This is a genomic window from Knoellia flava TL1 (assembly GCF_000768675.1).
Classification (GTDB): domain Bacteria; phylum Actinomycetota; class Actinomycetes; order Actinomycetales; family Dermatophilaceae; genus Knoellia; species Knoellia flava.
In genome coordinates this window covers 14,166-40,835 of sequence record NZ_AVPI01000020.1, presented here as the reverse complement: position 1 = coordinate 40,835, position 26,670 = coordinate 14,166, and the positions used below count along the sequence as shown (strand labels likewise).

At 71.4% G+C, this 26,670-nt stretch carries 32 protein-coding genes; 23 read left to right on the top strand and 9 right to left on the bottom strand.

The window, feature by feature from the left end:
* Window positions 1-25: 25 nt before the first annotated feature.
* Genes alaS through N798_RS08485 form a run of 5 tightly spaced genes read left to right on the top strand, consistent with a single transcriptional unit; the run spans window position 26 to window position 5,904 of the window.
* Window positions 26-2,719, top strand: a complete 2,694-nt coding sequence (alaS, locus tag N798_RS08505) for an alanine--tRNA ligase (RefSeq protein WP_035947753.1) — start codon at window positions 26-28, stop codon at window positions 2,717-2,719.
* A gap of 2 nt (window positions 2,720-2,721) precedes the next feature.
* Complete coding sequence (gene ruvX, locus N798_RS08500) at window positions 2,722-3,234, top strand: Holliday junction resolvase RuvX (protein ID WP_035947752.1); 513 nt, start codon at window positions 2,722-2,724, stop codon at window positions 3,232-3,234.
* Window positions 3,231-4,394, top strand: a complete 1,164-nt coding sequence (gene mltG, locus N798_RS08495) for an endolytic transglycosylase MltG (RefSeq protein WP_052117071.1) — start codon at window positions 3,231-3,233, stop codon at window positions 4,392-4,394. The genes ruvX and mltG overlap by 4 nt, the downstream gene beginning before the upstream one ends.
* Window positions 4,388-5,206 carry a shikimate dehydrogenase gene (locus tag N798_RS08490; protein WP_229708284.1) on the top strand — a complete coding sequence of 273 codons (819 nt, stop codon included), beginning with the start codon at window positions 4,388-4,390 and terminating at the stop codon, window positions 5,204-5,206. Before mltG ends, N798_RS08490 begins: the two co-directional genes overlap by 7 nt.
* Window positions 5,206-5,904: a prepilin peptidase gene (locus N798_RS08485; RefSeq protein WP_035947750.1), complete on the top strand. Its 699-nt coding sequence runs from the start codon at window positions 5,206-5,208 to the stop codon at window positions 5,902-5,904. The genes N798_RS08490 and N798_RS08485 overlap by 1 nt, the downstream gene beginning before the upstream one ends.
* A gap of 24 nt (window positions 5,905-5,928) precedes the next feature.
* Here N798_RS08485 and N798_RS08480 read toward each other — a convergent pair whose 3' ends face one another.
* From N798_RS08480 to N798_RS08470, 3 genes are read right to left on the bottom strand one after another with little or no spacing between them, the layout of a single operon-like run.
* Window positions 5,929-6,453 (bottom strand): hypothetical protein, encoded by a 525-nt coding sequence (locus N798_RS08480; RefSeq protein ID WP_035947749.1) that lies wholly within the window; start codon window positions 6,451-6,453, stop codon window positions 5,929-5,931.
* Window positions 6,454-6,505: 52 nt separating this feature from the next.
* Window positions 6,506-6,805, bottom strand: a complete 300-nt coding sequence (locus tag N798_RS08475; protein WP_035947748.1) for a DUF1905 domain-containing protein — start codon at window positions 6,803-6,805, stop codon at window positions 6,506-6,508.
* 60 nt (window positions 6,806-6,865) lie between these two features.
* Complete coding sequence (locus N798_RS08470) at window positions 6,866-7,627, bottom strand: ArsR/SmtB family transcription factor (RefSeq protein ID WP_035947746.1); 762 nt, start codon at window positions 7,625-7,627, stop codon at window positions 6,866-6,868.
* A 121-nt stretch (window positions 7,628-7,748) separates the two neighbouring features.
* Here N798_RS08470 and aroC point away from each other — a divergent pair, with 121 nt between their 5' ends.
* The 4 genes from aroC to N798_RS08450 all read left to right on the top strand — a co-directional run bounded on the left by aroC (window position 7,749) and on the right by N798_RS08450 (window position 10,959).
* Window positions 7,749-8,972 carry a chorismate synthase gene (gene aroC / locus N798_RS08465; protein ID WP_035947745.1) on the top strand — a complete coding sequence of 408 codons (1,224 nt, stop codon included), beginning with the start codon at window positions 7,749-7,751 and terminating at the stop codon, window positions 8,970-8,972.
* A complete protein-coding gene (locus N798_RS08460) occupies window positions 8,966-9,487 on the top strand; it encodes a shikimate kinase (protein ID WP_035947744.1) in 522 nt (173 codons plus the stop codon). The genes aroC and N798_RS08460 overlap by 7 nt, the downstream gene beginning before the upstream one ends.
* Complete coding sequence (aroB, locus tag N798_RS08455) at window positions 9,484-10,548, top strand: 3-dehydroquinate synthase (protein WP_035947743.1); 1,065 nt, start codon at window positions 9,484-9,486, stop codon at window positions 10,546-10,548. Before N798_RS08460 ends, aroB begins: the two co-directional genes overlap by 4 nt.
* A gap of 156 nt (window positions 10,549-10,704) precedes the next feature.
* Window positions 10,705-10,959 (top strand): hypothetical protein, encoded by a 255-nt coding sequence (locus tag N798_RS08450; protein ID WP_035947742.1) that lies wholly within the window; start codon window positions 10,705-10,707, stop codon window positions 10,957-10,959.
* 1 nt (window position 10,960) lies between these two features.
* Here N798_RS08450 and N798_RS17310 read toward each other — a convergent pair whose 3' ends face one another.
* Genes N798_RS17310 through N798_RS08435 form a run of 3 tightly spaced genes read right to left on the bottom strand, consistent with a single transcriptional unit; the run spans window position 10,961 to window position 13,658 of the window.
* A complete protein-coding gene (locus tag N798_RS17310; RefSeq protein ID WP_052117070.1) occupies window positions 10,961-11,572 on the bottom strand; it encodes a GerMN domain-containing protein in 612 nt (203 codons plus the stop codon).
* Window positions 11,569-12,951: a HAMP domain-containing sensor histidine kinase gene (locus N798_RS08440; RefSeq protein ID WP_035947741.1), complete on the bottom strand. Its 1,383-nt coding sequence runs from the start codon at window positions 12,949-12,951 to the stop codon at window positions 11,569-11,571. The genes N798_RS17310 and N798_RS08440 overlap by 4 nt, the downstream gene beginning before the upstream one ends.
* Entirely contained in the window at window positions 12,948-13,658 is a 711-nt protein-coding gene (locus N798_RS08435) for a response regulator transcription factor (protein WP_035947740.1), read from the bottom strand. Before N798_RS08435 ends, N798_RS08440 begins: the two co-directional genes overlap by 4 nt.
* Window positions 13,659-13,960: 302 nt before the next feature.
* Between N798_RS08435 and N798_RS08430 the strand changes: the two genes are divergently transcribed.
* From N798_RS08430 to N798_RS08425, 3 genes are read left to right on the top strand one after another with little or no spacing between them, the layout of a single operon-like run.
* The gene (locus tag N798_RS08430) at window positions 13,961-14,464 is read left to right on the top strand and encodes a hypothetical protein (protein WP_156971673.1); all 504 of its coding nucleotides are present in this window, start codon (window positions 13,961-13,963) and stop codon (window positions 14,462-14,464) included.
* On the top strand, window positions 14,461-14,631 hold the full coding sequence (locus tag N798_RS18090) for a hypothetical protein (protein ID WP_156971672.1): 171 nt from the start codon (window positions 14,461-14,463) through the stop codon (window positions 14,629-14,631). The genes N798_RS08430 and N798_RS18090 overlap by 4 nt, the downstream gene beginning before the upstream one ends.
* Before the next feature lie 59 nt (window positions 14,632-14,690).
* On the top strand, window positions 14,691-15,965 hold the full coding sequence (locus N798_RS08425) for a DUF2254 domain-containing protein (protein WP_052117069.1): 1,275 nt from the start codon (window positions 14,691-14,693) through the stop codon (window positions 15,963-15,965).
* Between the two features lie 10 nt (window positions 15,966-15,975).
* On the opposite strand, the gene N798_RS08420 is transcribed toward N798_RS08425, so the two are convergent.
* Window positions 15,976-16,878, bottom strand: coding sequence for an NAD-dependent epimerase/dehydratase family protein (locus N798_RS08420; protein WP_035947737.1), 903 nt, complete (start codon window positions 16,876-16,878; stop codon window positions 15,976-15,978).
* Between the two features lie 43 nt (window positions 16,879-16,921).
* Window positions 16,922-18,502, bottom strand: coding sequence for an FMN-binding glutamate synthase family protein (locus N798_RS08415; RefSeq protein ID WP_052117068.1), 1,581 nt, complete (start codon window positions 18,500-18,502; stop codon window positions 16,922-16,924).
* A 115-nt stretch (window positions 18,503-18,617) separates the two neighbouring features.
* Here N798_RS08415 and N798_RS08410 point away from each other — a divergent pair, with 115 nt between their 5' ends.
* The 7 genes from N798_RS08410 (at window position 18,618) to N798_RS08380 (ending at window position 22,184) form a co-directional block, all read left to right on the top strand.
* The gene (locus tag N798_RS08410; protein WP_035947736.1) at window positions 18,618-19,208 is read left to right on the top strand and encodes an NYN domain-containing protein; all 591 of its coding nucleotides are present in this window, start codon (window positions 18,618-18,620) and stop codon (window positions 19,206-19,208) included.
* 99 nt (window positions 19,209-19,307) lie between these two features.
* The gene (efp, locus tag N798_RS08405; protein ID WP_035947734.1) at window positions 19,308-19,868 is read left to right on the top strand and encodes an elongation factor P; all 561 of its coding nucleotides are present in this window, start codon (window positions 19,308-19,310) and stop codon (window positions 19,866-19,868) included.
* Between the two features lie 3 nt (window positions 19,869-19,871).
* Window positions 19,872-20,282, top strand: coding sequence for a transcription antitermination factor NusB (gene nusB / locus N798_RS08400; protein ID WP_035947732.1), 411 nt, complete (start codon window positions 19,872-19,874; stop codon window positions 20,280-20,282).
* Window positions 20,279-20,788 carry a GNAT family N-acetyltransferase gene (locus tag N798_RS08395; protein ID WP_035947731.1) on the top strand — a complete coding sequence of 170 codons (510 nt, stop codon included), beginning with the start codon at window positions 20,279-20,281 and terminating at the stop codon, window positions 20,786-20,788. The genes nusB and N798_RS08395 overlap by 4 nt, the downstream gene beginning before the upstream one ends.
* Window positions 20,789-20,824: 36 nt before the next feature.
* Complete coding sequence (locus N798_RS08390; protein ID WP_035947730.1) at window positions 20,825-21,412, top strand: dihydrofolate reductase family protein; 588 nt, start codon at window positions 20,825-20,827, stop codon at window positions 21,410-21,412.
* Window positions 21,413-21,501: 89 nt separating this feature from the next.
* Entirely contained in the window at window positions 21,502-21,759 is a 258-nt protein-coding gene (locus N798_RS08385; protein ID WP_052117067.1) for a FitA-like ribbon-helix-helix domain-containing protein, read from the top strand.
* On the top strand, window positions 21,756-22,184 hold the full coding sequence (locus tag N798_RS08380) for a type II toxin-antitoxin system VapC family toxin (RefSeq protein ID WP_035947729.1): 429 nt from the start codon (window positions 21,756-21,758) through the stop codon (window positions 22,182-22,184). Before N798_RS08385 ends, N798_RS08380 begins: the two co-directional genes overlap by 4 nt.
* 40 nt (window positions 22,185-22,224) lie before the next feature.
* On the opposite strand, the gene N798_RS18085 is transcribed toward N798_RS08380, so the two are convergent.
* A complete protein-coding gene (locus N798_RS18085; RefSeq protein WP_156971671.1) occupies window positions 22,225-22,398 on the bottom strand; it encodes a hypothetical protein in 174 nt (57 codons plus the stop codon).
* A gap of 203 nt (window positions 22,399-22,601) precedes the next feature.
* On the opposite strand from N798_RS18085, the gene pyrR reads away from it, so the two are divergent.
* From pyrR to carA, 4 genes are read left to right on the top strand one after another with little or no spacing between them, the layout of a single operon-like run.
* A complete protein-coding gene (pyrR, locus tag N798_RS08375) occupies window positions 22,602-23,210 on the top strand; it encodes a bifunctional pyr operon transcriptional regulator/uracil phosphoribosyltransferase PyrR (RefSeq protein WP_035947728.1) in 609 nt (202 codons plus the stop codon).
* A 20-nt stretch (window positions 23,211-23,230) separates the two neighbouring features.
* Window positions 23,231-24,223 (top strand): aspartate carbamoyltransferase catalytic subunit, encoded by a 993-nt coding sequence (locus N798_RS08370; RefSeq protein WP_035947780.1) that lies wholly within the window; start codon window positions 23,231-23,233, stop codon window positions 24,221-24,223.
* Window positions 24,220-25,512 carry a dihydroorotase gene (locus tag N798_RS08365; protein ID WP_035947727.1) on the top strand — a complete coding sequence of 431 codons (1,293 nt, stop codon included), beginning with the start codon at window positions 24,220-24,222 and terminating at the stop codon, window positions 25,510-25,512. Before N798_RS08370 ends, N798_RS08365 begins: the two co-directional genes overlap by 4 nt.
* Window positions 25,509-26,669 carry a glutamine-hydrolyzing carbamoyl-phosphate synthase small subunit gene (gene carA, locus N798_RS08360; RefSeq protein ID WP_035947726.1) on the top strand — a complete coding sequence of 387 codons (1,161 nt, stop codon included), beginning with the start codon at window positions 25,509-25,511 and terminating at the stop codon, window positions 26,667-26,669. Before N798_RS08365 ends, carA begins: the two co-directional genes overlap by 4 nt.
* Window position 26,670 lies beyond the last annotated feature (1 nt).

Here is a 26,670-nt window from a genome sequence, read left to right as displayed (position 1 = left end):
ACGACGACCCCAGGACTGACTCTGCATGGAAACCGCTGAGATCCGGCGCCGCTGGCTCGCCTTCTTCGAGAAGAACGGCCACACGGTGGTGCCCTCCGCGCCCCTCATCCACGACGACCCCAACCTGCTCTTCGTCAACGCCGGGATGGTGCCGTTCAAGCCCTACTTCCTGGGGCAGGAGACGCCGCAGTGGGCCCGGGCCACGAGCGTGCAGAAGTGCGTGCGCACCGGTGACATCGAGGAGGTCGGCAAGACCTCGCGGCACGGCACGTTCTTCCAGATGAATGGCAACTTCTCCTTCGGCGACTACTTCAAGAAGGACGCCATCCGGCTCGCGTGGGAGCTGCTCACCTCCTCGCAGGACGAGGGCGGCTACGGCCTCGACCCCGACCGCCTGTGGGCGACGGTCTACGAGGACGACGACGAGGCCGAGCGCCTGTGGGCGGAGTACACCGCGATCCCGCTCGAGCGCATCGTGCGCCGCGGCAAGGCCGACAACTACTGGCACATGGGCGTCCCGGGTCCTGGGGGCCCGTGCAGCGAGATCTTCTACGACCGCGGCCCCGACTACGGCCAGGAGGGCGGTCCGGCGGTCGACGAGGACCGTTACATGGAGATCTGGAACCTCGTCTTCATGCAGTACGAGCTGAGCGCCGTCCGCTCCAAGGTCGACTTCGACGTCGCGGGCCCGCTGCCCGCCGAGAACGTCGACACCGGCATGGGTCTCGAGCGGATCGCGAGCATCCTGCAGGGCGTCGACAACCTCTACGAGATCGACGAGGTCTACCCCGTCCTCGAGAAGGCGGCCGAGCTCACCGGCAAGACCTACGGCGCGACGTCCGGTCACGCCGCGAGCGAGTCGAACCCCGACGACGTCCGCCTGCGCGTCGTCGCGGACCACATCCGCTCGTCGCTCATGCTCATCGGCGACGGTGTCACCCCGGGCAACGAGGGCCGCGGCTACGTCCTGCGCCGCATGCTCCGCCGGGCGGTGCGATCGATGCGCCTGCTGGGCTTCGACGACCCGGCGCTGCCGCTGCTCCTGCCCGTCTCGATGGAGCGGATGAAGCAGTCCTACCCCGAGCTCGAGAGCGGGTTCGACCGGATCAGCCAGATCGCCTACGCCGAGGAGGAGGCCTTCCGGCGCACCCTCGCCGCGGGCACGACGATCCTCGACACCGCGGTCGCGCGCACCAAGCAGACCGGCGGGTCGACGCTCGCCGGGGACCAGGCGTTCCAGCTCCACGACACCTACGGCTTCCCGATCGACCTCACCCTCGAGATGGCCGAGGAGCAGGGCCTGTCGGTCGACCGCGAGGGCTTCACGCGGCTGATGCAGGAGCAGCGCGACCGCGCCAAGGCCGACGCGAAGGCGAAGAAGTCCGGCCACGCCAACACCGAGGTGTGGAAGGAGCTGCGGGCGGCCGGCGAGACCGACTTCCGCGCGTGGCAGGAGCTCACGACCGAGGCGAAGGTCCTCGGCCTCGTCGTCGACGGCCAGCGTGTCGAGGAGATCGAGCCCGGCCAGCGCGGCCAGGTCATCCTCGACCGCACCCCGTTCTATGCCGAGTCCGGCGGCCAGATCGCCGACGAGGGCATCATCACCGCGGACGGCGTCCACCTCAAGGTCATGGACGTCCAGCGCCCGGTCAAGGGCCTCATCGCCCACACGGTCGAGGTCGTCCACGGCCCGCTGCGCTCAGGCGTGCCCGTCCTCGCCGAGGTCGACCCCGAGTGGCGTCTCTCGGCGTGCCAGGCGCACTCCGGCACGCACGTCGTCCACGCGGCGCTGCGGCAGGTGCTCGGCCCGTCGGCCCTGCAGTCCGGCTCCTACAACAAGCCCGGCTACCTCCGCCTCGACTTCGCGTGGGGCCAGGCCCTCTCGGCCGCGACCCGCAGCGAGATCGAGGAGGTCGCCAACCTCGCGGTCCGCAAGGACCTACCCGTCTCCGCGGCGTGGATGCCGCTCGCGCAGGCGCGCGAGCTCGGCGCGCTCGCGCTCTTCGGCGAGACCTACGGCGAGGACGTGCGCGTCGTCGAGATCGGCGGCGAGTGGTCGCGCGAGCTCTGCGGTGGAACCCACGTCGGGCATTCCTCGCAGGTCGGCGCGCTCACGGTCACCGGTGAGTCCTCTGTCGGCTCCGGCGTGCGCCGTCTCGAGGCCTTCGTCGGCATGGACGCGCTGCGCTACCTCGCCCGCGAGCGGGCCATCGTGGCAGAGCTCTCGGGCATCGTCGGCGGCCAGCCGGGCGAGCTCACCGAGCGCGTCGGCGCCATGGTCACCCGTCTCAAGGAGGCCGAGCGCGAGCTCGAGCGCTCCCGCAAGGAGGCCGTCCTCGCGGCCGCCGGATCGCTCTCCGAGCAGGCCAAGGACGTCGGCGGGGTCCGCTTCGTCGGCCACGACGCCGGCGGCGAGGCCGCTGCCGACGACGTGCGCGCCATGGTCCTCGACGCGCGCCAGCGCCTCGGCGACGGAGCGCCCTCGGTCGTCGCCGTCACCGGCGGCGCGAAGGGCCGCCCCGTCGTCGTCATCGCGACGAACCAGGCCGCGCGCGACCGCGGCATCAAGGCGGGCGAGCTCGTGCGCATCGCCGCGCAGACCCTCGGCGGCGGTGGCGGCGGCAAGGACGACATCGCGCAGGGCGGCGGTCAGGACCTCAGCAAGACCGGTGAGGCCATCAACGCCGTCGAGTGGCGCGTCGGGGAGCTGGTCGGTTGAGCATGCGCCCCGGGGTCCGCTTGGGGGTAGACGTCGGCACCGTGCGTGTCGGTGTGGCCGTCAGCGACCCCTCGGGCGTGCTCGCCAGCCCCCACGCGACGCTGACGCGCACGTGGCCGGCCGACGGCGCTGGGGAGGGCGACGACATCTCGCAGATCGTCTCGCTCGCCCGTGAGAGGGAGGCCCTCGAGGTCGTCGTCGGCCTGCCCCGGTCACTTTCGGGTGGCGAGGGACCCGCCGCACAGGCGGCACGCAAGTATGCTGCGGAGTTGGCCCGTCGGGTGACTCCCGTGGGCGTCCGTCTCGTCGACGAGCGCCTCACGAGCGTCGACGCCCACAGGGCCCTGCGCCAGAGTGGTGTCGACGGGCGACGGCAGCGATCCGTCGTCGACCAGGCTGCTGCAGTCCTCATCCTCCAGGCCGGTCTGGACGAGGAGCGGAGCACGGGTCGCCCACCGGGGGAGCCCGTGCGGGACAAGCGGCGCAGGCCGAAGACGAAGGATGGACAGCGGTGACCCAGAACCAGCTCGACACGACGATCTTCGGCGAGCCGCCCCCCGAGGCGCAGCGTCGTCGGCACCGTCACCAGCGTCGTCGCACCGGCAAGGGCCGTCGTCTGCTCACTCTGCTCCTCGCGGTCGTCCTCGTCGGCGGCGCCACGGCCGTCGCCTTCACCCTCCTCAAGCCGATGGTGTCGTCGATGCTCGGCGGCAGCTCCGAGGCGGAGGACTTCCCCGGCCCCGGTGAGGGCGACGTCCAGGTGACGGTCAAGGCCGGTGACAGCGGCGAGTCGATCGCCACCACGCTCAAGGCGGCGGGCGTCGTCAAGACGCGGACGGCATACCTCGAGGCCTCGGCGGCCGACCCGGAGGCGAGCGCCGCGATCCAGGCCGGCGTCTACACCCTCAAGAAGGGCATGAAGGCGAGCGACGCCTTCGCGATGCTCGCCAACCCCGCCAACCGCACCGTCACACGCGCGACGATCCCCGAGGGACTGTGGGTCAACGAGATCTTCGCCCGCCTGAGCAAGGCGACGGGCGTCCCGGTCGCCGACTACCAGGCGGCCGCCAAGAACCCGCAGGCGCTCGGCCTGCCCGAGTCCGCGAAGGGTCGCCTCGACGGCTACCTCTTCCCGTCGAGCTACGAGTTCGACGACAAGGTCCCTGCCGCCACCCAGCTCAAGCAGATGGTCGCTCTCACCCTCGCCGAGCTCAAGAAGGCCGGCGTGGAGCCCGACGAGTACAACCGCATCCTCACGATCGCCTCGATCATCGAGGGCGAGGTCAACGGGGACGCCGACCGCGCCAAGGTGGCCCGCGTCATCGAGAACCGCCTCAACGACCCCAACGGACCGACCGTCGGCATGCTGCAGATGGACTCCACCGTCCACTACATCGAGCAGGAGCGCGGTCGCGCCGGCACCTCGAACGAGGCTCGCAACTCCGACAGCCCCTACAACACCTACAAGGTCAAGGGACTGCCGCCGGGCCCGATCAACAGCCCGGGTGCCGCGTCGATCGAGGCGGCGGCCAACCCGGCCGACGGCCCGTGGTTCTACTTCGTCGCGGTCAACCCGACGACGGGTGAGACGAAGTTCGCGACGACCCAGGCCGAGCACGACGCCAACGTGCGCGAGTTCAACGAGTGGTGCTCCGCCAACAAGGACAAGTGCTGAGGGCCGCAGTCCTCGGGTCGCCGGTCGCGCACTCGCTCTCACCCGTCCTCCACACCGCGGCGTATGCCGTCCTCGGCCTCTCCGACTGGACCTACGTCCGTCGTGAGGTCACCGAGGTCGAGCTCGCGGACGTCGTCCGCGAGCTCGACGACGAGTGGCGCGGGCTCAGCCTGACGATGCCGCTCAAGGAGGTCGCCTTCGACGTGGCCGCGACGGTGACCGACGTCGCCCGTGCTGCCGGGGCCATCAACACGCTCGTGCGCCGCGACGACGGCGGCTGGGACGGTGCCAACACCGACGTCGCCGGCATCGTCGGCGCCGTGGGCCACGTCGACCACGCCGGGTCGGCCACGATCCTCGGGTCGGGGGCCACGGCCCGCTCGGCGGCGCTCGCCCTCGTCGACCTGGGTGTCCGCGACGTCCTCGTGGCCTCGCGCAACGCGGCGTCCGCCGACTCGGTCGTCACGCTGCTGGGCGCGCGCGGAGTGGCGGCGCGACACGTGGCCCTCGACCGGTGGGCCGACGAGCCGCGCCGGCTCGTCGTCTCGACCCTCCCGCCCGCGGCGAGCGAGGCGACGGCGGACGCCCTGCGTGCGGCCGGCGTCGACCTCGACGGGTCCACCCTCCTCGACGTCGTGTATGCCGACTGGCCGACGCCGCTGGCCCGGGCCGCTGGCGACCGTGGGGCCGAGGTCGTCTCGGGTCTCGACATGCTCGTCCACCAGGCGGCCGTGCAGGTCGAGCTCTTCACCGGCCTGCGGCCGCCGCTCGAGCCGATGTTCGCCGCCGCCCGCGAGAGTGTGGCGGGTTGATGTCCGCCGACGTGCTCGCCGTGGTCGGCGTCGTGGTGCTCGTCGTCGGCGCGCTCGTCGTCGGCCGGCTCACGGCCCGTGAGCTCGCGACCGGTGGCTACCGGATCGTCGAGGACGAGGCGGACCACCCGACACCGCCGTCGTGGTGGGTCGCGCCGCTGCTCGCGGTCCTCGTCCTCCTCCTCGCGCTCACGGTCGGTGACACGGCCGCGTATGCCGCGCTACCGGCATACCTGCTCTTCGCGTGGCTCACGGTCTGCCTCGTCTGGATCGACATCGACGTCCATCGGCTGCCCGTCGGGCTGACGCGTCCGGCGCTGCCGGCGTTCGCGCTGCTGCTCGTGCCGCCGACGGTCGCGACGGGGGAGTGGGACCGGCTGCTCACCGCGGGGCTGTGCAGCGTCGGGCTCACGGTGCTCTACCTCGCGTTCGCCTTCCTGCCCGGCGGCGGTTTCGGCGGCGGCGACATCCAGCTCGCGCCGACGATCGGCCTGATCCTCGGCTGGCTGTCCGTCGGCCACGTCGTCGTCGGGACGATGGCGGCGTTTGTCGTCGGCGGGCTCACCGCCCTCGTGCTGCTCCTCACGAAGCGCGCCGGTCGCACGTCGGCCATGGCGTTCGGGCCCTCGATGTGCGCCGGTGCGATCGTCGCCGTCGCGTGGGGGCAGTCGCTCATCGACGGCTACCTCGGCCGCTGAGGGCGCTCCGGCGTCCGCGGCTCGTCAGTACTGCTGGATCGGGCCCGGGGCGGGAACCCCGAACTCCTCGCGCAGGGTGGAGCGGCGACCGGCCGCCTCGAGCGCATCCGCGATCCTGCCCACCGGCCTCGCCGACGGCCAGACGTGGACGGCCATGAGGACGAGCGACACGACTGCGCCGACGGCATACGCGAGGATCCCGCCCTCGACGACGAAGGCGGCCATGAGCGACGCGATGGCGATGACCTCGCTCAGCGCGAACCGCAGGACCATCGCGCTCTGCCACCGGGCCCGGGCCGCCGTCTCCGCGTCGGCGTCGGACAGGTCCGGGTCGAGCGGCTGCACGCGGTAGCCGACCGACTCCAGGAGCAGGTGGACGACGACCCCGGCCACGAGCTGCGCGGCGACCAGCCACACCGGCGGCGTGTCCTCGGTGCCGAGCACGAAGAACATCGCGATACCGATGAACACCAGCCCCGCCATGAGCGCGCCGGCGAGAATCCGGACGGACTGGGCGAACGGCGCGGCGGGCGGTGGTGTCGTCGTCATGCCGTGAGGGTAGCCGCGGGGGGCCGGTTGGCTCAGGAGGTCGCCGCGTGGCTCAGGAGGTCGCCGCGGCCTTCGCTTCGTCGAGCCGCTCGGTGAGGTGGACGGTGACGTCGTCGCCGGTGCCCTTGCCGATGGCGTCACGGACGTCGCGGGTCACGGCCAGCTTGTGGGTGCCGTCGCCGAGCGCCATGAACGAGCCGCGGAACGGGTGGTCGTCGATCGTGCCCGCCACCTTCACGAGTCCGCGCGTCCCGAAGAACTCGGCGCTCCAGTCGGTGACGAGGTAGGTCCAGCCGCCAGGCGCGCTGCTCGTGGCGAGGGTTCCGGTGAAGGTCTTGTCGAGGGGGGTCATGGGTCTGCTCCCTGCGTTGGGTGGGGTTGAGGTGGGTCGGCGTGGGCTCCGGGTGGCCGGTCAGCCGTACATGAGCGAGCCGGGGGTGGTGAGCTCGGTGCCGGTCTCGAGCCAGGTCTTGAGTCCCGAGAGCACCATCGGCCAGCCGCCGTGGATCGCCTCGCTCACGCCGTCGGAGAGCCGGTCGTGGACGACGGTGAGGCGGCACGAGTCGCCGACCTCCTCGATCTCCCACGTGACGCGCGAGGTGCCCGCGGACTCGGCGTCGTCGTCCCAGTGGGCGCGGAAGCTCTGGACGAGCCGGTGCGGCGGCTCGACCTCGAGGTTCTCGCCGTCGACGAGCGGTCGGTCCACGCCGTCGTGGGTCATGGCGTAGGCCGACCCCGGCGTCCAGTCCGACTCGATGGTGTTGCCGAAGTGGAAGCGGCGTCGCGTCTCGGGGTCGGTGATCGCGTGCCACAGCCGGTCGGGCGTCGTGCGGATGTAGATCTCGAAGACCTTGGTCGTGCTCATGCTCCCTGCCTCCAGCTCGTCCTTGAGCCCGACGAGGCCGGCGGCCCAGGGCTCGGTGTACTTGCTCACCCAGCGGTCGTGGACCTGGCGGATGCCCACGGCGTTGAGGAAGTGGTGCTTCTCGCGCCCCTGTCGTCGGGTGGCGACGAGGCCCGCCTCCTCGAGCACGGCGAGGTGCTTCGCGACGCCCATCCGGGTCATGTCGAACCGCGCGGCGAGGGCGGCGAGCGTCTGCCCGTCCTCGTCGAAGAGCGCGTCGAGGAGCGCTCTGCGAGTGGGGTCCGCCAGGGCCCGGAAGACGAGGTCCACGCGGCGACAATAGGAAACCATTCGGTTTCCTGTCAAGAGTCCGTATGCCGTCCGCCCCCGACCGAGCCCACGTGCTGACCGCGCCCCGTGGGCTCGTCGTGCTGCGTGGGAGGATCGGTCCATGCTCCGATGGTTGACCGCAGGCGAGTCCCACGGCCCTGCCCTCCTGGCCACGATCGAGGGTCTGCCCGCCGGCGTCGAGGTGACGCGCAAGGACCTCGCCGACGCCCTCGCCCGTCGCCGCCTCGGCTACGGCCGCGGCGCCCGGATGAAGTTCGAGCAGGATGAGGTCGAGTTCCTCGGCGGCGTGCGCCACGGCGTGACGATGGGCTCGCCCGTCGCGATCCGCATCGGCAACACCGAGTGGCCGAAGTGGGAGACCGTGATGTCGGCCGACCCCGTCTCCGACGAGGCCTACGAGGCGTCGAACGACGTCAACGCCGAGAAGGAGGTCGCCCGCAACAAGCCGCTGACGCGACCGCGCCCCGGGCACGCCGACCTCGTCGGGATGCAGAAGTACGCCTTCGACGACGCCCGCCCCGTGCTCGAGCGCGCCTCCGCCCGCGAGACCGCCGCCCGGGTCGCCCTCGGCGAGGTCGCCGCGCGCTTCCTCGAGCAGGCCTACGGCATCCGGCTCGTCTCACACACCGTCTCGATGGGTCCGGCGGGTGTCGCCGACGACGCCCCGCTGCCCACGCCCGACCAGGTCGCCGAGATCGACGCCGACCCCGTTCGCACCCTCGACGCCGCCGGGTCCGCAGCCATGGTCGCCGAGGTCGAGGCGGCGAAGAAGGACGGCGACACGCTCGGCGGCGTCGTCGAGGTCCTCGCCTACGGCCTGCCCCCGGGTCTCGGCTCGCACGTCCACTGGGACCGCCGTCTCGATGCGCGGCTCGCCGCCGCGCTCATGGGCATCCAGGCCATCAAGGGGGTCGAGGTCGGTGACGGCTTCCGCACCGCCGCCCGCCGCGGGTCCGCCGCCCACGACGAGATGGAGCGTGACGAGTCCGGCACGATCCGACGACGCACCGGTCGCGCTGGTGGCACGGAGGGTGGCATGTCCAACGGCGACGTCCTGCGCGTGCGTGCCGCGATGAAGCCGATCTCCACGGTCCCGCGGGCGCTCGACACGATCGACACGACGGGGGAGGGCGAGGCCAAGGCGATCCACCAGCGCTCCGACGTCTCGGCCGTTCCCGCTGCGGGCGTCGTCGCCGAGGCCATGGTCGCGCTGGTCCTCGCCGACGCCTGCCTTGAGAAGTTCGGCGGCGACTCGGTCGAGGAGACGCGACGCAACCACGCGGCATACCTCGCCGCCGTGCCCGAGACGATGCGCTCGTGGTGACCGGGGAGCGTCCCGTGGTCGTCCTCATCGGGCCGCCCGGGTCGGGCAAGACGACGATCGGGCAGGCGCTCGCGGGCGCGCTCGACGTCGCCTTCCACGACACCGACGCGGCCATCGAGGCCGACCAGGGCTGCTCGATCTCCGACATCTTCGTCCTCGACGGCGAGCCCACCTTCCGCGCGCTCGAGCGGGCCGAGGTGGCCCGGGCCGTCGAGGCGCACGCCGGGGTCGTCGCCCTCGGCGGCGGAGCTCCGATGGACGCCGAAACGCAGGAGGTGCTCGACGGCCAGGTCGTCGTCTTCCTCGACGTCGGCATCGCCGACGCGGCCAAGCGGGTCGGGTTCGACGCGAGCCGGCCGCTGCTCGCCATCAACCCCCGCGCGGCCTGGACCAAGCTCATGAACGAACGCCGCCCCACCTACGAGCGGCTCGCCACGCACCGCGTCGACACCGCCGGGCGCGAGGTCGACGACGTCGTCGCCGAGATCGTCTCGCTGCTCGGGGGCGGCCAGTGAGCGTCGTCTCCGTCGGCGGTGACTACGACGTCGTCATCGAGGCCGGCTGCTCGGCGCGCGTCGCCGAGGTCGTCGGCGACGGCGTGCAGCGCGCCCTCGTCGTTCATCCCGACTCGATGCGGTCGTTGGGGGAGCGGATCACGGCTTCGTTGCGCGACAGCGGCATCGAGGCGTATGCCGTCGGCGTCCCTGACGCCGAGGACGCCAAGACCGCGGTCGTCGCCGCGGACCTATGGTCGGTGCTCGGCAGGCACGGCTTCACCCGCACCGACGTCGTCGTCGGCGTCGGGGGAGGGACGGTCACCGACCTTGCCGGGTTCGTCGCGGCGACGTGGCTGCGTGGGGTGCCGGTCGTCCAGGTCCCGACGACACTGCTCGGCATGGTCGACGCGGCCGTCGGCGGCAAGACCGGCATCAACACGGCGGAGGGCAAGAACCTCGTCGGCTCGTTCCACCCGCCGCGGGCTGTGCTGTGCGACCTCGACCTGCTGTCGACGCTGCCGCGCGAAGACTATGTCGCCGGGCTCGCCGAGATCATCAAGGCCGGCTTCATCGTCGACCCGGTCATCCTCGACCTCGTCGCCGAGGATCCTGAGGCGGCTGGGCGACCCGATGGGCCGCACACGCTCGAGCTCGTCGAGCGCGCGATCCGGGTCAAGGCCGACGTCGTCAGCCAGGACCTCAAGGAGTCGTCGCTGCGCGAGATCCTCAACTACGGGCACACGTTCGGTCACGCCATCGAGCAGGTCGAGCAGTACCGGCGGCGGCACGGCGAGGCCGTCGCGATCGGCATGGTCTATGCAGCGGAGCTCGCGGCCGCAGCAGGGGTTCTCGGTCGTGACGTCGTCGACCGCCACCGCGAGGTGCTCACGTCCGTCGGGCTGCCCACGTCCTACGAGCCGGGGCGCTGGCCCGAGCTCGAGGCGGCGATGCGCCGCGACAAGAAGAACCGTGGGTCGATGCTCCGCTTCGTCGTCCTCGAGGAGGTCGCCCAGCCCGTCCGCCTGGAGGGTCCGACCGACGACCAACTGCGGACGGCATACGCCGCGGTGTGCGCCTGACCGGCGGCCCCCGCACCTGGGACCCGGTCACGGACGCCGTCACACGACGGTCATGGAACCGCAACGCGGTCAACCGTGGGACTGACACATCTCCTTGCGACGGTGAGGAGGTGAGTTGGCCCGACCCCGATGGGGTCACGACGGAATGAGGGAGACATGACCTTCGAGAACATCGTCCTCGAGCGTGGCGAGGAGATCGACACGCGCACCTCGCACGCCATCGCAGCGGCCCAGATGCGGGGTGAGGCCCGGGCACCGGGTCGCAACCCGCGTCAGGTCGTCCCTGCCATCGCCGAGGAGCTCAGCCGACTGGGACTGCGACCGAACCTGCGGGAGCTGGCCCGTCGCTACGGCGCACCCGGCTCCGCGCCGTCGACGGGAGCGCGCCGGAGCCGCCCTGCCCATCAGTGAGTCAGGTTGCGGTCGGGGTGGCAGTGAGTGCCGCGTAGTCCCGTGCCCGTAGCGGCCGGTCCGTGAGGGCGCCTCCCGGCAGCGGTGCGGCGATCCGGGACCCCTCAGCAGTGAGGACCACCTCGTCCACCCCCGGGACCGAGGTCAGGGTGAGGACGATCTGACCGATCACCAGCGGCAGCCGGCCGGCCCCGAGCGCCTGCTCGCCCACCTGGATCTCGACGGTGGCCCGTCCGTCGACGAGGTCGGTGAGCGAGAGCCGCACCTCGGGTCCGAGGGCCGTGGACAACCCGGCCCCTCGGTCCTGGTCGCTCGGTCCCTCCACGAGCGTCTCGAGCGCCCGCGCGGCGGTGCTGCGGACGTCGCCCCCGGCAATGACGGGAGATGCGGGACGGAGGACGTCGCCGCGCAGCAGGAAGACGTGGGGCCCGCGCGACGGCGCGGGGGTGCTCGACGACGAGGCTGCGGGTGCGGGGGCCGTGAGGTCGTAGGGCACCGACTCGATGGGGCGCGCAGCGGAGCCCGAGGGTGCACCGCACGCCGTGGTGGCGAACGCCATCGCGAGGCCGACGACCGACGGTGCGACCCATCGTGGCCGTCGCGTCCCGCTCATGTCCCCGACCCGTGCTCGCCGCCCGACGCCGGCAGGCAGAGCACGAAGGTCGCGCCGCCCCCGGGTGTCTCCTCGCACCGGACTGCCCCGTCGTAGGCCTGGGCCGTCTCCGCGACGAGGCTGAGGCCGAGGCCGGATCCCGGGACGGACCCCCGCGACCCGACCCTGACGAAGCGTTCGAAGACGCGGCTGCGTTCCGCCTCGGGGACTCCCGGTCCGCCGTCCGCAACCCTCAGCTCGACCGCCTGCGAGACGCGCACGACGGTGACCGCCACGGCGCCCCCGCCGTGGACGTCGGCGTTGTCGAGCAGGTTCACGACGGCCCGGTGGAGGATCGCCTTGTCGGCGTCGACGACGAGCGGGCCGTCCCTGAGGACGACGAGCTCCTCGGGACGCATCGTCGTCCGCACGGTGTGGGTGACGAGCTCGCCGAGGTCGACGGGTTCGCGGCCGAGCTGGACGACCCCCGCCTCGAGTCGTCCCAGCTCGAGCAGGTGCTCGAGCGAGCGGTGGAGGCGTCGCACCTCACGCTCGACGAGGTCGGTGGCGGCACGACGGCGCTCGGCGGCACCGTCCTCCGTGCCTCGGAGCACGGTGAGGCTCGTCATGAGGGTCGTCACCGGGGACCGCAGCTCGTGGGCGACGTCGGCGGCGAAGCGGGCGTCACGGCGCATGCGCTGGTCGAGCGCCTCGACCATGGTGTTGAACGACCCGACGATCACGGCCAGGTCGGGGTCGGAGGTGGCCTGGAGACGGGTGGTCATCCGGCCCGCGGCGATGTCGGCCGTGGCCGAGGCGACGTCCTGGAGAGGCGCGACGACCCGTGCCGACGCCGCCCGTCCGATGAGCGCGCCGGCCACCGTGGTCACGAGTGCGAAGGCGCCCAGGACGAGGGCCAGGACCCGAAGGGTCGAGTCGAGCTCGGTGGTGGGGGAGAGCTCGTAGAACTGGGCGCCCACGGCCGGGATGGGCACGCCCACGGCGATCGCCGGCTCGCCGCCGAGCAGGGTCCAGGCCTGGGCGGACTGGCCCTCGGAAGTGAGCCGTCGGACCTGCTCGGGGATGGACCTGGCCTCGGCGTCGAGCGAGGAGGAGTACCACGCTCCGTCGCGCTCGACGACGACGACGGCGCCAGGTGGCGGTGACGTCGAGTCGAGGACGTCGCTCACCTGGGCCCCGGCGGTGAGGAGCCCTTCGCGGACGAGGGCGGCGTCGACGAACGACTGCCGGGCAGCGGTGTCCTCCCGCTGGCCGAGCAGGAAGTGGCGCGCCGTGAGGTAGGTGCCGACCGCGAGCACGGCGGACACGGCGAGCGCGAGGGCGGCGAAGGAGAGGGTGGAGGTCGAGCGGACGCCGAGGTGCGCGTGCCCGTGCCTCATGAGCAGTCCAGGCGGTAGCCGAGTCCGCGGACGGTGACGAGCAGGCGAGGCTCCGAGGGGTCCACCTCGATCTTGGTCCGCAGGCGGCGGACATGGACGTCGACGATGCGCTGGTCGCCGAAGTAGCCGTGGTCCCAGACCCGCTCCAGCAGCGACTGACGGCTGAGCACCTGTCCTGCCGAGGCGGCGAGCTCGCGCAGCAGGTGGTACTCGGTGACGGTGACGTGGACGTCGTCGGTGCCACGGCGCAGGACCCCTGCGTGGGCGTCGAGGACGAGCGGGCCGTGGGCGGAGTCGATGACGAAGGTCTGCGTGCCCGCGTCCGCAGGCTCCGGCGCGCGCGTCGGCGGGCGACGCCGCAGGGCTCTCAGGCGAGCGCTGACCTCCTTGATCTCGAACGGCTTGGTCACGTAGTCGTCGGCGCCCGCTTCCAGCGCCGCGACGATGTCGTGGGTGTCCGCCTTGGCGCTGAGCACGATGACGGGGACGTCGCTGCGGCGCCGCACCTCCCGGATGAAGTCGAAGCCGTCCATCCCGGCGCCGAGCATGAGGTCGACGAGGAAGACGTCCACTGCGGCGAAGGCCGGGTCGCGCAGCGCGGACTCCGCGTCGGCGTGCGCGGTCGTCGCATAGCCCTCGTCCTCGAGCGCCATCGCGAGGGAGACGCGGATCCCGTCGTCGTCCTCGAGCACGAGCAGCCTGGGCACCTCGGCAGTCTGCCATCTGCGTCGACCGTCGGGTCCCCGCACGACCCGTGGGGCGCAGTTGTCATGAAACCTCAAAGAAGTCGACCTCATCCTCGTCATGTCGTGCTGGCAGCGTGCTCGCCATGACGATGTACGCCCAAGCCCGGCTGCACAGGGACGGCCGGTCTTGGTGGAGCGTCACGGCTCCAGCCCCGACCCTGCCGCCCCGGCCTGAACCGGGACGGCAGCTGTCGGGCCGCATGGTGCCGGGGCGGCAGGAGCCGGGGCAGCCGGAGGGCGACCCGGTGGTGACGAGCCACGTCGTGGACTCGGGCCTTCTGCGGACGATGAGCAGTGCACTGTGGACGGTGACCTGCGCGGAGTACCCCTACGGGGTCGTGCGCCTGGAGAGCGGTCCCCGACTCACGCAGGTCGTGGTCGGCGACGATGTCGATCCGGCAAACGACACCGGGCGGCCGGCGCCCTACGCGGCCGCCTCCTGCACGACCGACGGTGAGCTGGTCGTGGTTGTCCGCGATGCCCCGCCGGCGATCGTGGTCACCATCGGCGACTGCCGGACCCGACCCCTCGACGGTGCCGAGCACGACAGCGAGTTCCCCCAGGAGGGGGAGCGCCTCATCCTGCTCTCCTGTGCGGTCTTCGAGGCCGTCCCCGACGTGCTGGTGGACGGCGTCAACGGTGTCGCCTCGGGACGGCTCGCGACCGAGGACCCCGAGAGCCTGCTCATCGAGCTCGTGGGTGGCGCTGCGTGCGGAGCCGGCGCCATCATCGACCGCCGTCCCGCGGACGGGAGCGAACGGTCGTGAACCCCAGCCCCGCCTTCGTTGAGGCGCTGAGGGAGGAGCGAGAGGCCCTCCGGGAGCTGCTGCGCCGGCGCCCCTCGGCGGAGGTGCTCGGCGACGCCCTCGGGCGCCTCGCCGACCTCGACGACCTCGAGGCCCGCGCGGTCGAGCGACCCGCGGCCATCTCCTGACCCGGCACCGTCGGTCGGGGGTACGCTCCGAGACCGGGCAGCAGAGCGGGGGGAACGACATGGTCGTCCACGAGGGGGCCGTCACGGCGCGGCTGCGTTCACTGGCACACCGCTTCTGGGCGATCCCGCTGCTCTGTGCGGTGACGGCGACCCTGCTGGCCCTCGGGGTGACCGAGCTCGACGAGTCCCTCGACACCTCGTTGCGCCTGCCGTTCCTCTTCGCCGGCGGCCCCGAAGGAGCCCGGGCGCTGCTCGCGGCGATCATCACGTCGATGATCTCGTTCACGGGTCTGGTCTTCTCCATCACGATCGTCGTACTGCAGCTGACGAGCAGCCAGTTCTCACCCCGCGTCCTGCGATCCTTCCTCGAGGACCGCTTCAACCAGGTCGCCCTCGGGGTCTTCGTCGCCACCTTCGTCTACGGCCTCGTGGTGCTACGCGGCATCCGGGGAACGGCGCAGGTGGACCCCTTCGTGCCCCAGATCGGCGTCACGCTCTCGTTCGCACTCGTCATGGCCTCGGTGCTCGTCTTCCTCGCCTACATCCACCACATCGCACAGTCCATCCGCGCCGCCACCATCCTGGCCTCGATCGCGGACGACACCCGGACCCTGCTCGACGAACGCTTCCCGGCCGACGCACAGGCGGCGCCGGTGTGGCCGGAACCCTTCGTCGCGGATGGCCCGGCTCGCACGGTCACCACCAGGCGTCCGGGCGTGGTGCAGCGGGTCGATGACACCGCCCTCGCCGCGACCGCCGCCGACCACGGCGTCTCGGTCGAGATGCTCAGGGCGGTGGGGGAGTTCGTCGCCACCGGGGCGCCGCTCGCACGCATCCACGGCGCCGCCGCGTTCGACGAGGACCGCGTCCACGCGGCCGTGCAGCTGGGTCGCGAGCGCAGCATGGACCAGGACGTGGGGTTCGGGCTCCGTCAGCTCGTCGACATCGCGGAGCGTGCCCTCTCACCGGGGGTCAACGACCCGACGACGGCGGTCCAGGCCCTCGACCACATCCACGACATCGTCCGGCGGCTCGTCTCGCGCGACCTCCCCTTGCGGCAGCGATGCGCTGACGACGGCCGCCTCCTGCTGTCCGTGCCGCAACCGCGGGTCGAGGACTACCTCGCCCTCGCCTTCGACGAGGTCAGCCACTGGGGGAGGGACGCGCCGCGAGTCCGACGACGGGTGCGCATGGCGCTCCGGGACGTCGAGGTCGCCGCCAGGCCGGAGCACCGCGCCGCGGTGACGGCGGCCCTGGCTCGTCTCACCGAGGCCACCTCGGATCCCGACGTCGACCCCCTCTCGCCCTCCGACGTGGGGCTACGCCCCGCCTGAGGCGGCTGGCTCAGGTGTTGGCGCCCGGGTCCTCGAGGACGTCCCGCCACGAGTGCTGCGGCTCGTAGCCCAGGAGGTCGCGCGCCTTGTCGATGGCGTAGAACGTCTCGTCGCGACCCATCTCGCGGGTGAGCTCCACGCCGTCGTAGAAGCGGTCTTGCACCTCCTGGGTGGTCGCGGCGACCGACATGTCGGCGTTGGCGACGTTGAAGACTTCGTACCCGAGCCCGTCGACCTCGAGGCACCGCTCCACCATCTGCCCAAGGTCGCGGGTGTCGATGTAGGCGAAGATGTTGCGGCGCCGCAGCGACGGGTCGGCGAGGAAGGCGGGGAACATCTCGGCGTACTCGTGCGGCTCGATGACGTTGTTGATCCGCAGCCCGTAGATGTCGGCGCCGGTGCGCGCCTGGAAGGACCGGGCGGTCACCTCGTTCGCGACCTTCGACATCGCGTAGGAGTCCTCGGGGACCGTGGGGTGCTCCTCGTCCACGGGCAGGTATTCGGGTCGCCGCTCACCCTGCGCGAAGCAGATGCCGTAAGTCGTCTCCGACGAGGCGAAGACGATCTTGCGGACGCCGAGTCGCGTCGCGGCCTCGAGCACGTTGTAGGTGCTCAGCACGTTGGTCGCATACGTCAGGGCGTCAGGAGCCTTGAGGATCGCGGGGATCGCAGCGAAGTGGACGACTGCGTCGTAGGAGGGTCTGGCCGGAAGGTCGAGCTCCGACATCCTCGCCAAACCCGCCAACGCCGAGTAGGTCTCGCCGATGTCTGTGAGGTCGACCCGGAGGTCGCTGACGGACGGGTGTCCGAGGCCGACGAGGTCGGCGTTGGTGACCTCGTGGCCCTGGGCGGCGAGGTGCGTCGAGACATGCTTGCCGGCCTTGCCGCTGCCACCGGTGAAGAAGATGCGCATGCCTCGATCCAACCACCCGCCGGTCGGGTCGAACGGGGCTGCGTCACGTCATCGAGGTGGCGGACTCCGGCGCCTCGGTGTCGACGTCTCGCTCCGGCCACATCACCGCCGTGATCTCGCGGGCGAGGTCGGGACCGAGAGTGCCCCAGCCCGGCTCGTAGCCGAAGACCTCGCGCAGCGGCGTGCCCACCCGGTGGCCGTCGAGGATCTCGACCGCATCTGCGTCAATGAGGCCGGGATGCGCCACCCCGCACGCCTCCGAGACCTTGAGCAGGTCGCGCCGCAGCGTCTGGAGGTAGTTCGCCACGCGCACCGACTTGAGCGTCGGGTCGAGGCCGTGTGCGAGCCACGGGTTCTGGGTGGCGACGCCGGTCGGGCACCGGTCGGTGTGGCACTTCTGCGCCTGGATGCAGCCCAAGGCGAACATCGGCTCACGGGCGACGTTGAGCATGTCCGCGCCGAGCGCGAAGGCCACCAGAGCGTTGTCGGGCAGTCCGAGCTTGCCGCTGCCGATGAAGGCGACGTCGTCAGTGAGCCCGGCCCGGGCGAAGGTCGAGTAGACCCGCGAGAAGCCGACCCGGAAGGGCAGGGCCACTGTGTCGCTGAAGACGAGCGGCGCAGCACCCGTCCCGCCCTCGCCGCCGTCGACGGTGACGAAGTCGACGCCACGAGTGCGCGACGACATCTGCTCGGCGAGCTCCTCCCAGAACTCGAGCTCGCCGACCGCCGACTTGATGCCGACGGGCAGCCCGGTCTCCTGCGCGATCCGCTCGACCCAGTCGAGCATGCTGTCGACGTCGTCGAACTCCGCGTGCCGTGACGGGCTCACGCAGTCCTGGCCCATCGGGATGCCGCGGATCCGGCTGATCTCCTCGGTGATCTTCGCCGCAGGCAGGAGCCCGCCGAGGCCGGGCTTGGCGCCCTGGCTCAGCTTGACCTCGATCGCCTTGACGGGCGCCGACGCCACGAGGTCCTTGAGCCGGGCGAGGTCGAAGCGGCCCTGCCCGTCGCGGCAGCCGAAGTAGGCGGTGCCGATCTGGAGGATGAGGTCGCCGCCCTGGCGGTGGTGGTCGGACAGGCCGCCCTCACCCGTGTTGTGCAGCGCGCCTGCGAGAGCGACGCCGCGGTTGATCGCCTCGATCGCGTTGCCGGAGAGCGAGCCGAAGCTCATCGCCGAGACGTTGACGACGGAGGCGGGTCGGAAGGCGTGGGTCCGTCCGCGAGACGCACCCAGCACCTTGGCCGCAGGCAGGTCGACGTCGTCGTCGTGGTGCCCGTGCGCGACCGCCGTCGACGGGGCCGTCGGCGCGAAGGTGCGGTGCTTGACGATGACGTAGCCCTCGGTGTGCTCGATGTCGTTGTCGGTGCCGAACCCGACGTAGTTGTTCTCCTTCTTGCTGCTCGCATACACCCACGACCGCTGGTCCCGCGAGAAGGGACGCTCGGCGTCGTTGCTCGTTATGATGTACTGCCGCAGCTCGGGCCCGATCTTCTCCAGGAGGTAGCGGGCATGCGCGATGACCGGGAAGTTGCGCTTGAGCGAGTGCTTCTTCTGGGTGAGGTCGCGGGCGGCCACCCCGACCAGCCCGACGGCGACGGCTCCGACGATCGACTTCGCTCTCATGCTTCGCAGTGTGCCCCGGTGAGGCGCCGGGAAACGGGAAGGCGACTGGCCGGCATACGGGGGTCTGGGTCGGACGGGGGAGGGCCGGCACCGCGTCGGGCCTAGACTCCGGTCCATGGCAGCCGCGAAGACGCCCGACGGCGACGGGTCCGAGGTCCTCACCTACCTCCTCGTCGACGGTGAGAACATCGACGCCACCCTCGGCACGTCGATCCTCGGGCGCCGGCCGCAGCCGGACGAGCGTCCCCGGTGGGACCGGCTCATCGCCTTCGCCCGCGAGGCGTGGGACCAGGACGTCAAGGGCCTGTTCTTCCTCAACGCATCGACGACGATGCCGATGTCGTTCATCCAGGCGCTCAACGCGCTCGGCTTCCAGCCGGTGCCGCTCTCCGGCGACTCCGACGTCAAGGTCGTCGACGTCGCCATCCAGCGCACGCTGCGGGCCATCAAGGACCGCGACGCCGACGTCATGCTCGTCAGCCACGACGGCGACTTCCTCGAGGAGGTCGAGGCCCTCCTCGAGGACGACGATCGCCGGGTCGGGCTCATGGCCTTCCGCGAGTTCCGCAACAGCGGGTTCACCGCACTCGAGGCCGACGGGCTCGAGAGCTTCGACCTCGAGTACGACGTCAAGGCGTTCACGTCGGCGCTGCCGCGCATCCGGGTCATCCCCATCGAGCAGTTCGACCCGGCCCAGTTCCTCTGAGTCGACCGCATCCCCTGAGCCGAGCGAATTCGGGGTGTGGGCGCTTGACGGATAGACTGCCCGGCGATCTCCCGACACCCAATGGAAGCGAATTCACTCGTGGCATCGACGAACGACCTCAAGAACGGCCTCGTCCTCAACCTCGAAGGCCAGCTCTGGTCCGTCGTGGAGTTCCAGCACGTCAAGCCCGGCAAGGGCCCGGCCTTCGTGCGGACCAAGCTCAAGAACGTCCTCTCGGGCAAGGTCGTCGACAAGACGTTCAACGCCGGCGTGAAGGTCGAGACCGCCAACGTCGACAAGCGCACGATGCAGTACCTCTACAACGACGGCACCGACTACGTCTTCATGGACGGCGACACCTACGACCAGATCTCGGTCTCGCCCGAGATCGTCGGCGACGCCGCGAAGTTCATGCTCGAGAACCAGGACGCCATCGTCGCGCGCCACGACGGCAACGTGCTCTTCATCGAGCTCCCGCCGTCGGTCGTCCTCGAGATCCAGTACACCGAGCCCGGCCTGCAGGGTGACCGCTCGACCGGTGGCACCAAGCCGGCCACCCTCGAGACCGGCGCCGAGATCGCCGTCCCGCTCTTCCTCAACACCGGCGACAAGGTCAAGGTGGACACCCGCGACGGGTCCTACCTCAGCCGCGTCAACTGACCTGTGGCCGCACGCACCAAGTCGCGTCGCCGCGCGATCGACCTCCTCTTCGAGGCCGAGCAGCGCAAGGTCAACGCCGCCGACCTTCTCCGGGAGCGCCTCGCCGCACCCGTGACCGAGGCCCCGCTCAACGAGTTCACCGCTGACCTCGTCACCGGCGTCGTCGAGCACTGGACCGAGATCAACGACCTGCTCACGACCTATTCGCAGGGTTGGTCGCTCGAGCGGATGCCTGCCGTCGACCGCGCGATCCTGCGTGTCGGCGCGTTCGAGGTGCTCTTCGGCGAGGTGCCGGAGGGTGTCGCGATCAGCGAGGCCGTCGGCATCGCGACCGAGCTCTCGACCGACGACAGCCCCAAGTTCGTCAACGGGCTGCTCGCCCGGCTCGCCGAGGTCAAGCCCACCCTCGCGTGACCTCCCTCGTCCGACCCGCGACGGCCGCCGACCTCCCCGGTCTGGCGGCCGTCGAGGCATCGGGGGACCGGCTCTTCGACACCGTCTTCGAGGGCGTCGACTGGCCGCCGCCGGTGTCGGGGCAGTCCCGTGCTGCGGAGCCGGGCTTCCTCCTCGTCGTGGGCGAGCCGGTCGTCGGCTTCGCCCACGTCCTCTCGCTGCCCGAGGGCTGGCACCTCGAGCAGCTCGTCGTCGACCCCGCGCACGGTCGCCTCGGTCTCGGTGCCGCGCTTGTCGATGCCGTATGCCGTGAGGTCGCCTCCCGCGGCGGCTCCCGGGTCACGCTGCGCACCTATGCCAACGTGCCGTGGAACGCGCCTTTCTACGCCCGGCACGGGTGGGTCGAGCTCGCACCGGAGCCGGACTGGATGGCGCCGATGCGCGAGGCCGAGGAGTGCATCGGGCTGCAGCGGTTCGGCCGCCGCATCGCCATGGTGCGGACCGTGCTGCCTGTGCGACCCGGGTAGGTCGGAGCCACCGCCACCGTGTGAGGATGCGGAACCATGCGCAGGCTCGTCTACTACGTCGCGACCACCCTCGACGGCTTCATCGCCGGCCCCGACGGCAGTGACCCGAGCGGCGCCGAGTTCTTCCCGGTGACGCCGGACCTCGTCGAGTTCATCGTGGCGCACTATTCCGAGACCCTGCCCGGCCCGGCTCGTGACGCGATGGGCATCACGGGTGAGGGGCTGCACTTCGACACGGTCGTCGAGGGTCGCGCGTCCTACGAGCTCGGCCTCGCCGCGGGCCTCACCGACGCCTACCCGCACCTGCGCCACCTCGTCGTCTCGACGACGCTCGCCGGGCGTGACGACCTGCCGGTCGAGGTCGTGGCCGGCGACCCGCTCGCCCGGGTGCGCGAGCTCAAGGTCGAGGAGGGCGACAAGGACGTCTGGCTCGTCGGCGGCGGCACCCTCGCGCACGCCCTGCTCCCCGAGATCGACCGACTCGTCCTCAAGGTCAACCCGTCGGTCATCGGCTCCGGCATCCCGCTCTTCGCCGGGGACTTCACGCACGCGAGGTTCGAGCAGGTGGACCAGGTCGACCTCGCCGGTGGCGTCCGGGTCGTCACCCTCGACCGGGTCCGCTGACCCGCGCAGGTCGCCAGCGTGCAGCGCGCTCTTCGTGGTGTCACTGCTAGCATTGCTGTCACAGAGCCATCGGACTGGAAGGGGAGGCCATGAGCACACTGACGATCCGCAAGGTCGACGCCGACGTGAAGCGTCGACTCCAGATGAGGGCTGCGGAGAACGGACGGTCGATGGAAGCCGAGGTGCGTGCGATCCTCGGCGACGCGGTCCTCGAGACCTCGTCGAACGATGTCTCGTTCGGTGAGGTCATGGAGGAGTTCCGTCGCCGAACGGGTGGGGTTGATCTCGACCTGCCGGCGCGGAACGAGACGGACGACAGTGACCGGCGGATTCCGGACTTCTCGTGATCGTGCTCGACACCAACGTCGTCTCGGAGGCGATGCGGCCCGACCCCGACGGGCGAGTGGCGGGGTGGATGGACGCGGTTCCCTGGCGTCGGACACACATCACCGTGGTCACCGTCGCCGAGCTGCTCCAAGGCGCCTTCCAGCTCCCGCGCGGACGCAGGCGGGATGATCTCCAGTCCCGCATCGACGAAGCGCTGATGACCTTCGACGGGCGAGTGCTCGACATCGACGCTCGAAGTGCTCCCTACTTCGCCTCGATCCGCGCTTCTCGACAACGAGCCGGACGACCCGTCGGCATCTCGGATGCATGGATCGCGGCCGTGTGTCGGCGGCACGATGTGCCTCTCGCGACACGCAACGTCAAGGACTTCGAGGGTGCAGGTATCGCAGTCGTCGACCCGTGGTCGGCGTCCGGCACGGCATAGCCCGGCCCGACGGCATACGGCGCGTGCGGTCCCCCGAGCCTCAGGAGGCTTGGGGGAGGCGGGCGCCGAAGACGACCTCGGGCCACGCGGCCCGGGCCAGCCAGGCGCGGTAGGTCTCGAGGTCGGCGTCCGCCGGCGGGAAGAGCGGGGTCCGCTCGGGCGAGGCGGCGCACGTGTCCGCGGGGTCGGGTGTCGTGAGCGTCTGCGGGTGCACGGTGCCTCCTTTGGCCGGTGTGGTGAGGCTCCAAGTACATCACAGGACGTTGGGTCTGACATAGCAATTGGTTATGTGTCCCGGAGCGTGGACGCGCCGGGCGGGGTCGAGTTGGGGGCGTCCTCGGCCAGTCGCTACAGTGATCGCGACCGACATCCTTTAACGACCTGTCCCGTGAGGCAGGGAAGGAGGTCATGACACTGATGTGTCCTGACGCAGCCGTGCCCCCACTGTCAGACCCCCGCTCCTCGAGCGAGACCGACCCCGCGACCGACGACGGGAGGACGGTCCTCGGAGCCGCCGACATCTCCCGGGCGCTGCGTCGCATCGCCCACGAGATCCTCGAGGCCAACAAGGGCGCCGACGGCCTCGTCCTCCTCGGCATCCCGTCGCGCGGCGTCCCGCTCGCCCGCCGCCTCGCCGCGGTCATCGCCGAGTTCGAGGGCAGCGAGATCCCCGTGGGCAGCCTCGACATCACGATGTACCGCGACGACCTGCGCCGGCAGCCCACGCGGGCGCCCATGCCCACGCAGATCCCGGACTCCGGGGTCGACGGCAAGACGGTCGTCCTCGTCGACGACGTCCTCTACAGCGGGCGCACCGTCCGGGCCGCGCTCGACGCGCTCGCCGACCACGGTCGCCCCGCCGCCGTGCGGCTCGCGGTCCTCGTCGACCGTGGCCACCGCGAGCTGCCGATCCGCGCCGACCACGTCGGCAAGAACCTGCCCACGTCGCAGGCCGAGAAGGTCCGCGTCCGGCTCGCCGACTTCGACGAGGCCGACAGCGTCACGATCACCGGAGGTGCCCGATGACCGCGCAGAACGACACGAGCATGCCGCGCCACCTGCTCTCCATGGCCGACCTCGACGCGGGTGCGATCCGGACCGTGCTCGACACCGCGACGCAGATGCACGACGTCCAGAAGCGCGAGGTCAAGAAGATCCCGACGCTGCGCGGGCGCACGATCATCAACCTCTTCTTCGAGGACTCCACCCGCACGCGCAGCTCGTTCGAGATCGCCGGCAAGTGGATGAGCGCCGACACGATCAACATCACCGGCAAGGGCTCGTCGGCCTCCAAGGGTGAGTCGCTGCGCGACACGGTCAAGACGATCGACGCGATGGGGGTCGACGCCCTCGTCATCCGGCACGGGGCCTCCGGTGCGTGCCACCAGGTCGCCGGCTGGGTCGACGCCCACGTCATCAACGCCGGCGACGGCACCCACGAACACCCCACCCAGGCCCTGCTCGACGCCTACACGATGGAGCGGCGCCTCGGCTCGCTCGAGGGCCGCCATGTCGCGATCGTCGGCGACCTCACCCACTCGCGGGTCGTGCGGTCCAACCTCATCTGCCTGCGCCGCCTCGGTGCCCACGTCACGCTCGTCGCGCCGCCCACGCTCATGCCGAGCGGCATCGGCGCGTGGGCCGAGCGCGACGGCTTCGCGCTGAGCCACGACCTCGACGCCGTGCTCCAGGGCCGCGAGGGCAAGACCGTCGACGCGCTCATGATGCTGCGCGTCCAGAAGGAGCGGATGAGCGGCGGCTACTTCCCGACCGCGCGGGAGTACACCGTCGGCTACGGCCTCACCCGCCCGCGCCTCGCCGCCCTCACCGACACCAACCCGGAGATCGTCATCTGCCACCCCGGCCCCATGAACCGCGGACTCGAGATCAGCGCCGACGCCGCCGACGCCGCGCAGAGCCTCGTCCTCGACCAGGTGAGCGCCGGTGTCGCGGTGCGGATGAGCGTCCTCTACCACCTGCTCGCGGGGGCCGACGTCCCCACCGGAGCGGTGGCCACGAACGAGGGGAGTGCCGCGTGAGCGACCTCCTCATCACGGGGGCCCGACTCCTCGGGGGCGAGGCCAATGACGTCCTCGTCCGCGAGGGCACGATCGCCGAGGTCGGTCGCGGCCTCGACGTGCCCGCCGACACCGAGACCGTCGACGCCGACGGGCTCACCCTGCTGCCTGGCCTCGTCGACCTGCACACGCACTTGCGCGAGCCGGGCCGCGAGGACGCCGAGACCATCGCCTCCGGTGCCGCTGCCGCCGCGGCGGGCGGCTTCACCGCGGTCCTCGCCATGGCCAACACCAACCCGGTCACCGACACCGCGGAGGCCGCCGAGCGCGTCCTCGACCTCGGCCGCGACGCCGGGCTCGTCGACGTCCAGCCGATCGGGGCAGTCACCAAGGGGCTCGAGGGCGAGGAGCTCGCCGAGCTCGGCCTCATGCACCGCTCCCGCGCCGCCGTCCGCGTCTTCTCCGACGACGGCCGCTGCGTCGCGGACGCCCGCGTCATGCGCCGGGCGCTCGAGTACGTCCGAGCCTTCGGCGGCGTCGTGAGCCAGCACAGCCAGGACCCAGACCTCGCAGGGCCGAGCGCCTGCTGCCACGAGGGCGAGCTGAGCGGCCGCCTTGGCCTGCCCGGCTGGCCGGCCGTCGCCGAGTCGAGCATCATCGCCCGCGACGCCCAGCTCGCGCGGCACACGAGCAGCCGCGTCCACGTCGCGCACGTGAGCACCGCCGAGGGCGTCGAGGTCGTGCGCTGGGCCAAGGCGCAGGGCATCGCGCTCACGGCCGAGGTCACGCCGCACCACCTGCTCCTCACCCAGGACCTGCTCAGCGGCTACGACCCCACCTTCAAGGTCAACCCGCCGCTGCGCCCGAGCGAGGACGTCGAGGCCCTCCGGGCGGCCCTCGCCGACGGCACGATCGACGCCGTCGCGACCGACCATGCGCCGCACGCGCGCCACGACAAGGAGCACGCCTTCGTCGACGCGGCCTTCGGCATGCTCGGCCTCGAGACGGCCTTCGCGGTCGTCCACGACACGATGGTGCGCGGCGGCTTCATGGACCTCGCCACCCTCGCCGACCGCATGTCGACGGCACCCGCCCGCATCGCCGGGCTGCGCGACCACGGCGGCGCGATCGAGGCGGGCGCACCCGCCAACCTCGTCCTCGTCGACACCGAGGCCAACCGGACGGTGGACGCCGCTGCGTCGAGATCGCTGTCCCGCAACAATCCGTGGCACGGCCGCAGCCTCACCGGCGCCGTCCACACGACCATCCTGCGCGGCAGGGTCACCGCATCGCTCCAGGGAACCGCATGAACACGACAACCACCACCCGTGAGCCCGCCGTGCTCGTCCTCGAGGACGGCCGCACCTTCACCGGACGCTCCTTCGGCCACCGCGGCGAGACCGTCGGCGAGGCGGTCTTCTGCACCGCGATGACCGGCTACCAGGAGACGCTCACCGACCCGAGCTACCACCGCCAGGTCGTCGTCATGACCGCGCCGCACGTCGGCAACACCGGCTGGAACGACGAGGACGACGAGTCCTCGCGCATCTGGGTGTCCGGCTTCGTCGTGCGCGACCCCGCCCTGCGCCCGTCGAGCTGGCGCTCGCGCCGCACCCTCGAGGACGAGCTCGACGCCCAGGGCGTCGTCGGCATCTGCGACATCGACACCCGCGCCCTCACCCGCCACCTGCGTGAGCGCGGCGCCATGCGCGTGGGCATCTTCTCCGGCGACGACGCCCGTATGCCGTCCGAGCAGCTCCTCGAGCGCGTCACGTCCGCGCCCCTCATGGCGGGCTCGGCGCTGGCCGCCGAGGTGAGCACCGACGAGGCCTACGTCGTCGAGGCGGTGGGGGAGAAGCGGTTCACCGTCGCCGCGGTCGACCTCGGCATCAAGTCGATGACCCCGCAGCAGATGGCCGAGCGCGGCATCGAGGTCCACGTCCTGCCCGCGACGGCCACCGCCGACGACATCCGCGCCGTCGGGCCCGACGGCGTCTTCTTCAGCAACGGCCCGGGCGACCCTTCGACGGCCGACCACGAGGTCGGCGTGCTCCGCGAGGTGCTCGCGGACGGCATACCGTTCTTCGGGATCTGCTTCGGCAACCAGCTGCTCGGGCGGGCGCTCGGTTTCGGCACCTACAAGCTCAAGTACGGCCACCGCGGCGTCAACCAGCCGGTCATGGACCGCACGACGAGCAAGGTCGAGGTCACCGCCCACAACCACGGGTTCGCCGTCGACGCCCCGCTCGACCGCGACACCGACACCGAGTTCGGCAGCGCCCGCGTCTCGCACGTCTGCCTCAACGACGACGTCGTCGAAGGGCTCGAGGTGCGTTCTGCCGCAGGCGATCTCACAGCCTTCTCGGTCCAGTACCACCCGGAGGCGGCAGCGGGACCGCACGACGCGGCATACCTCTTCGACCGTTTCATCGACCTGCTCGACTCACACCGGAAGGTGAGCGCCTGAC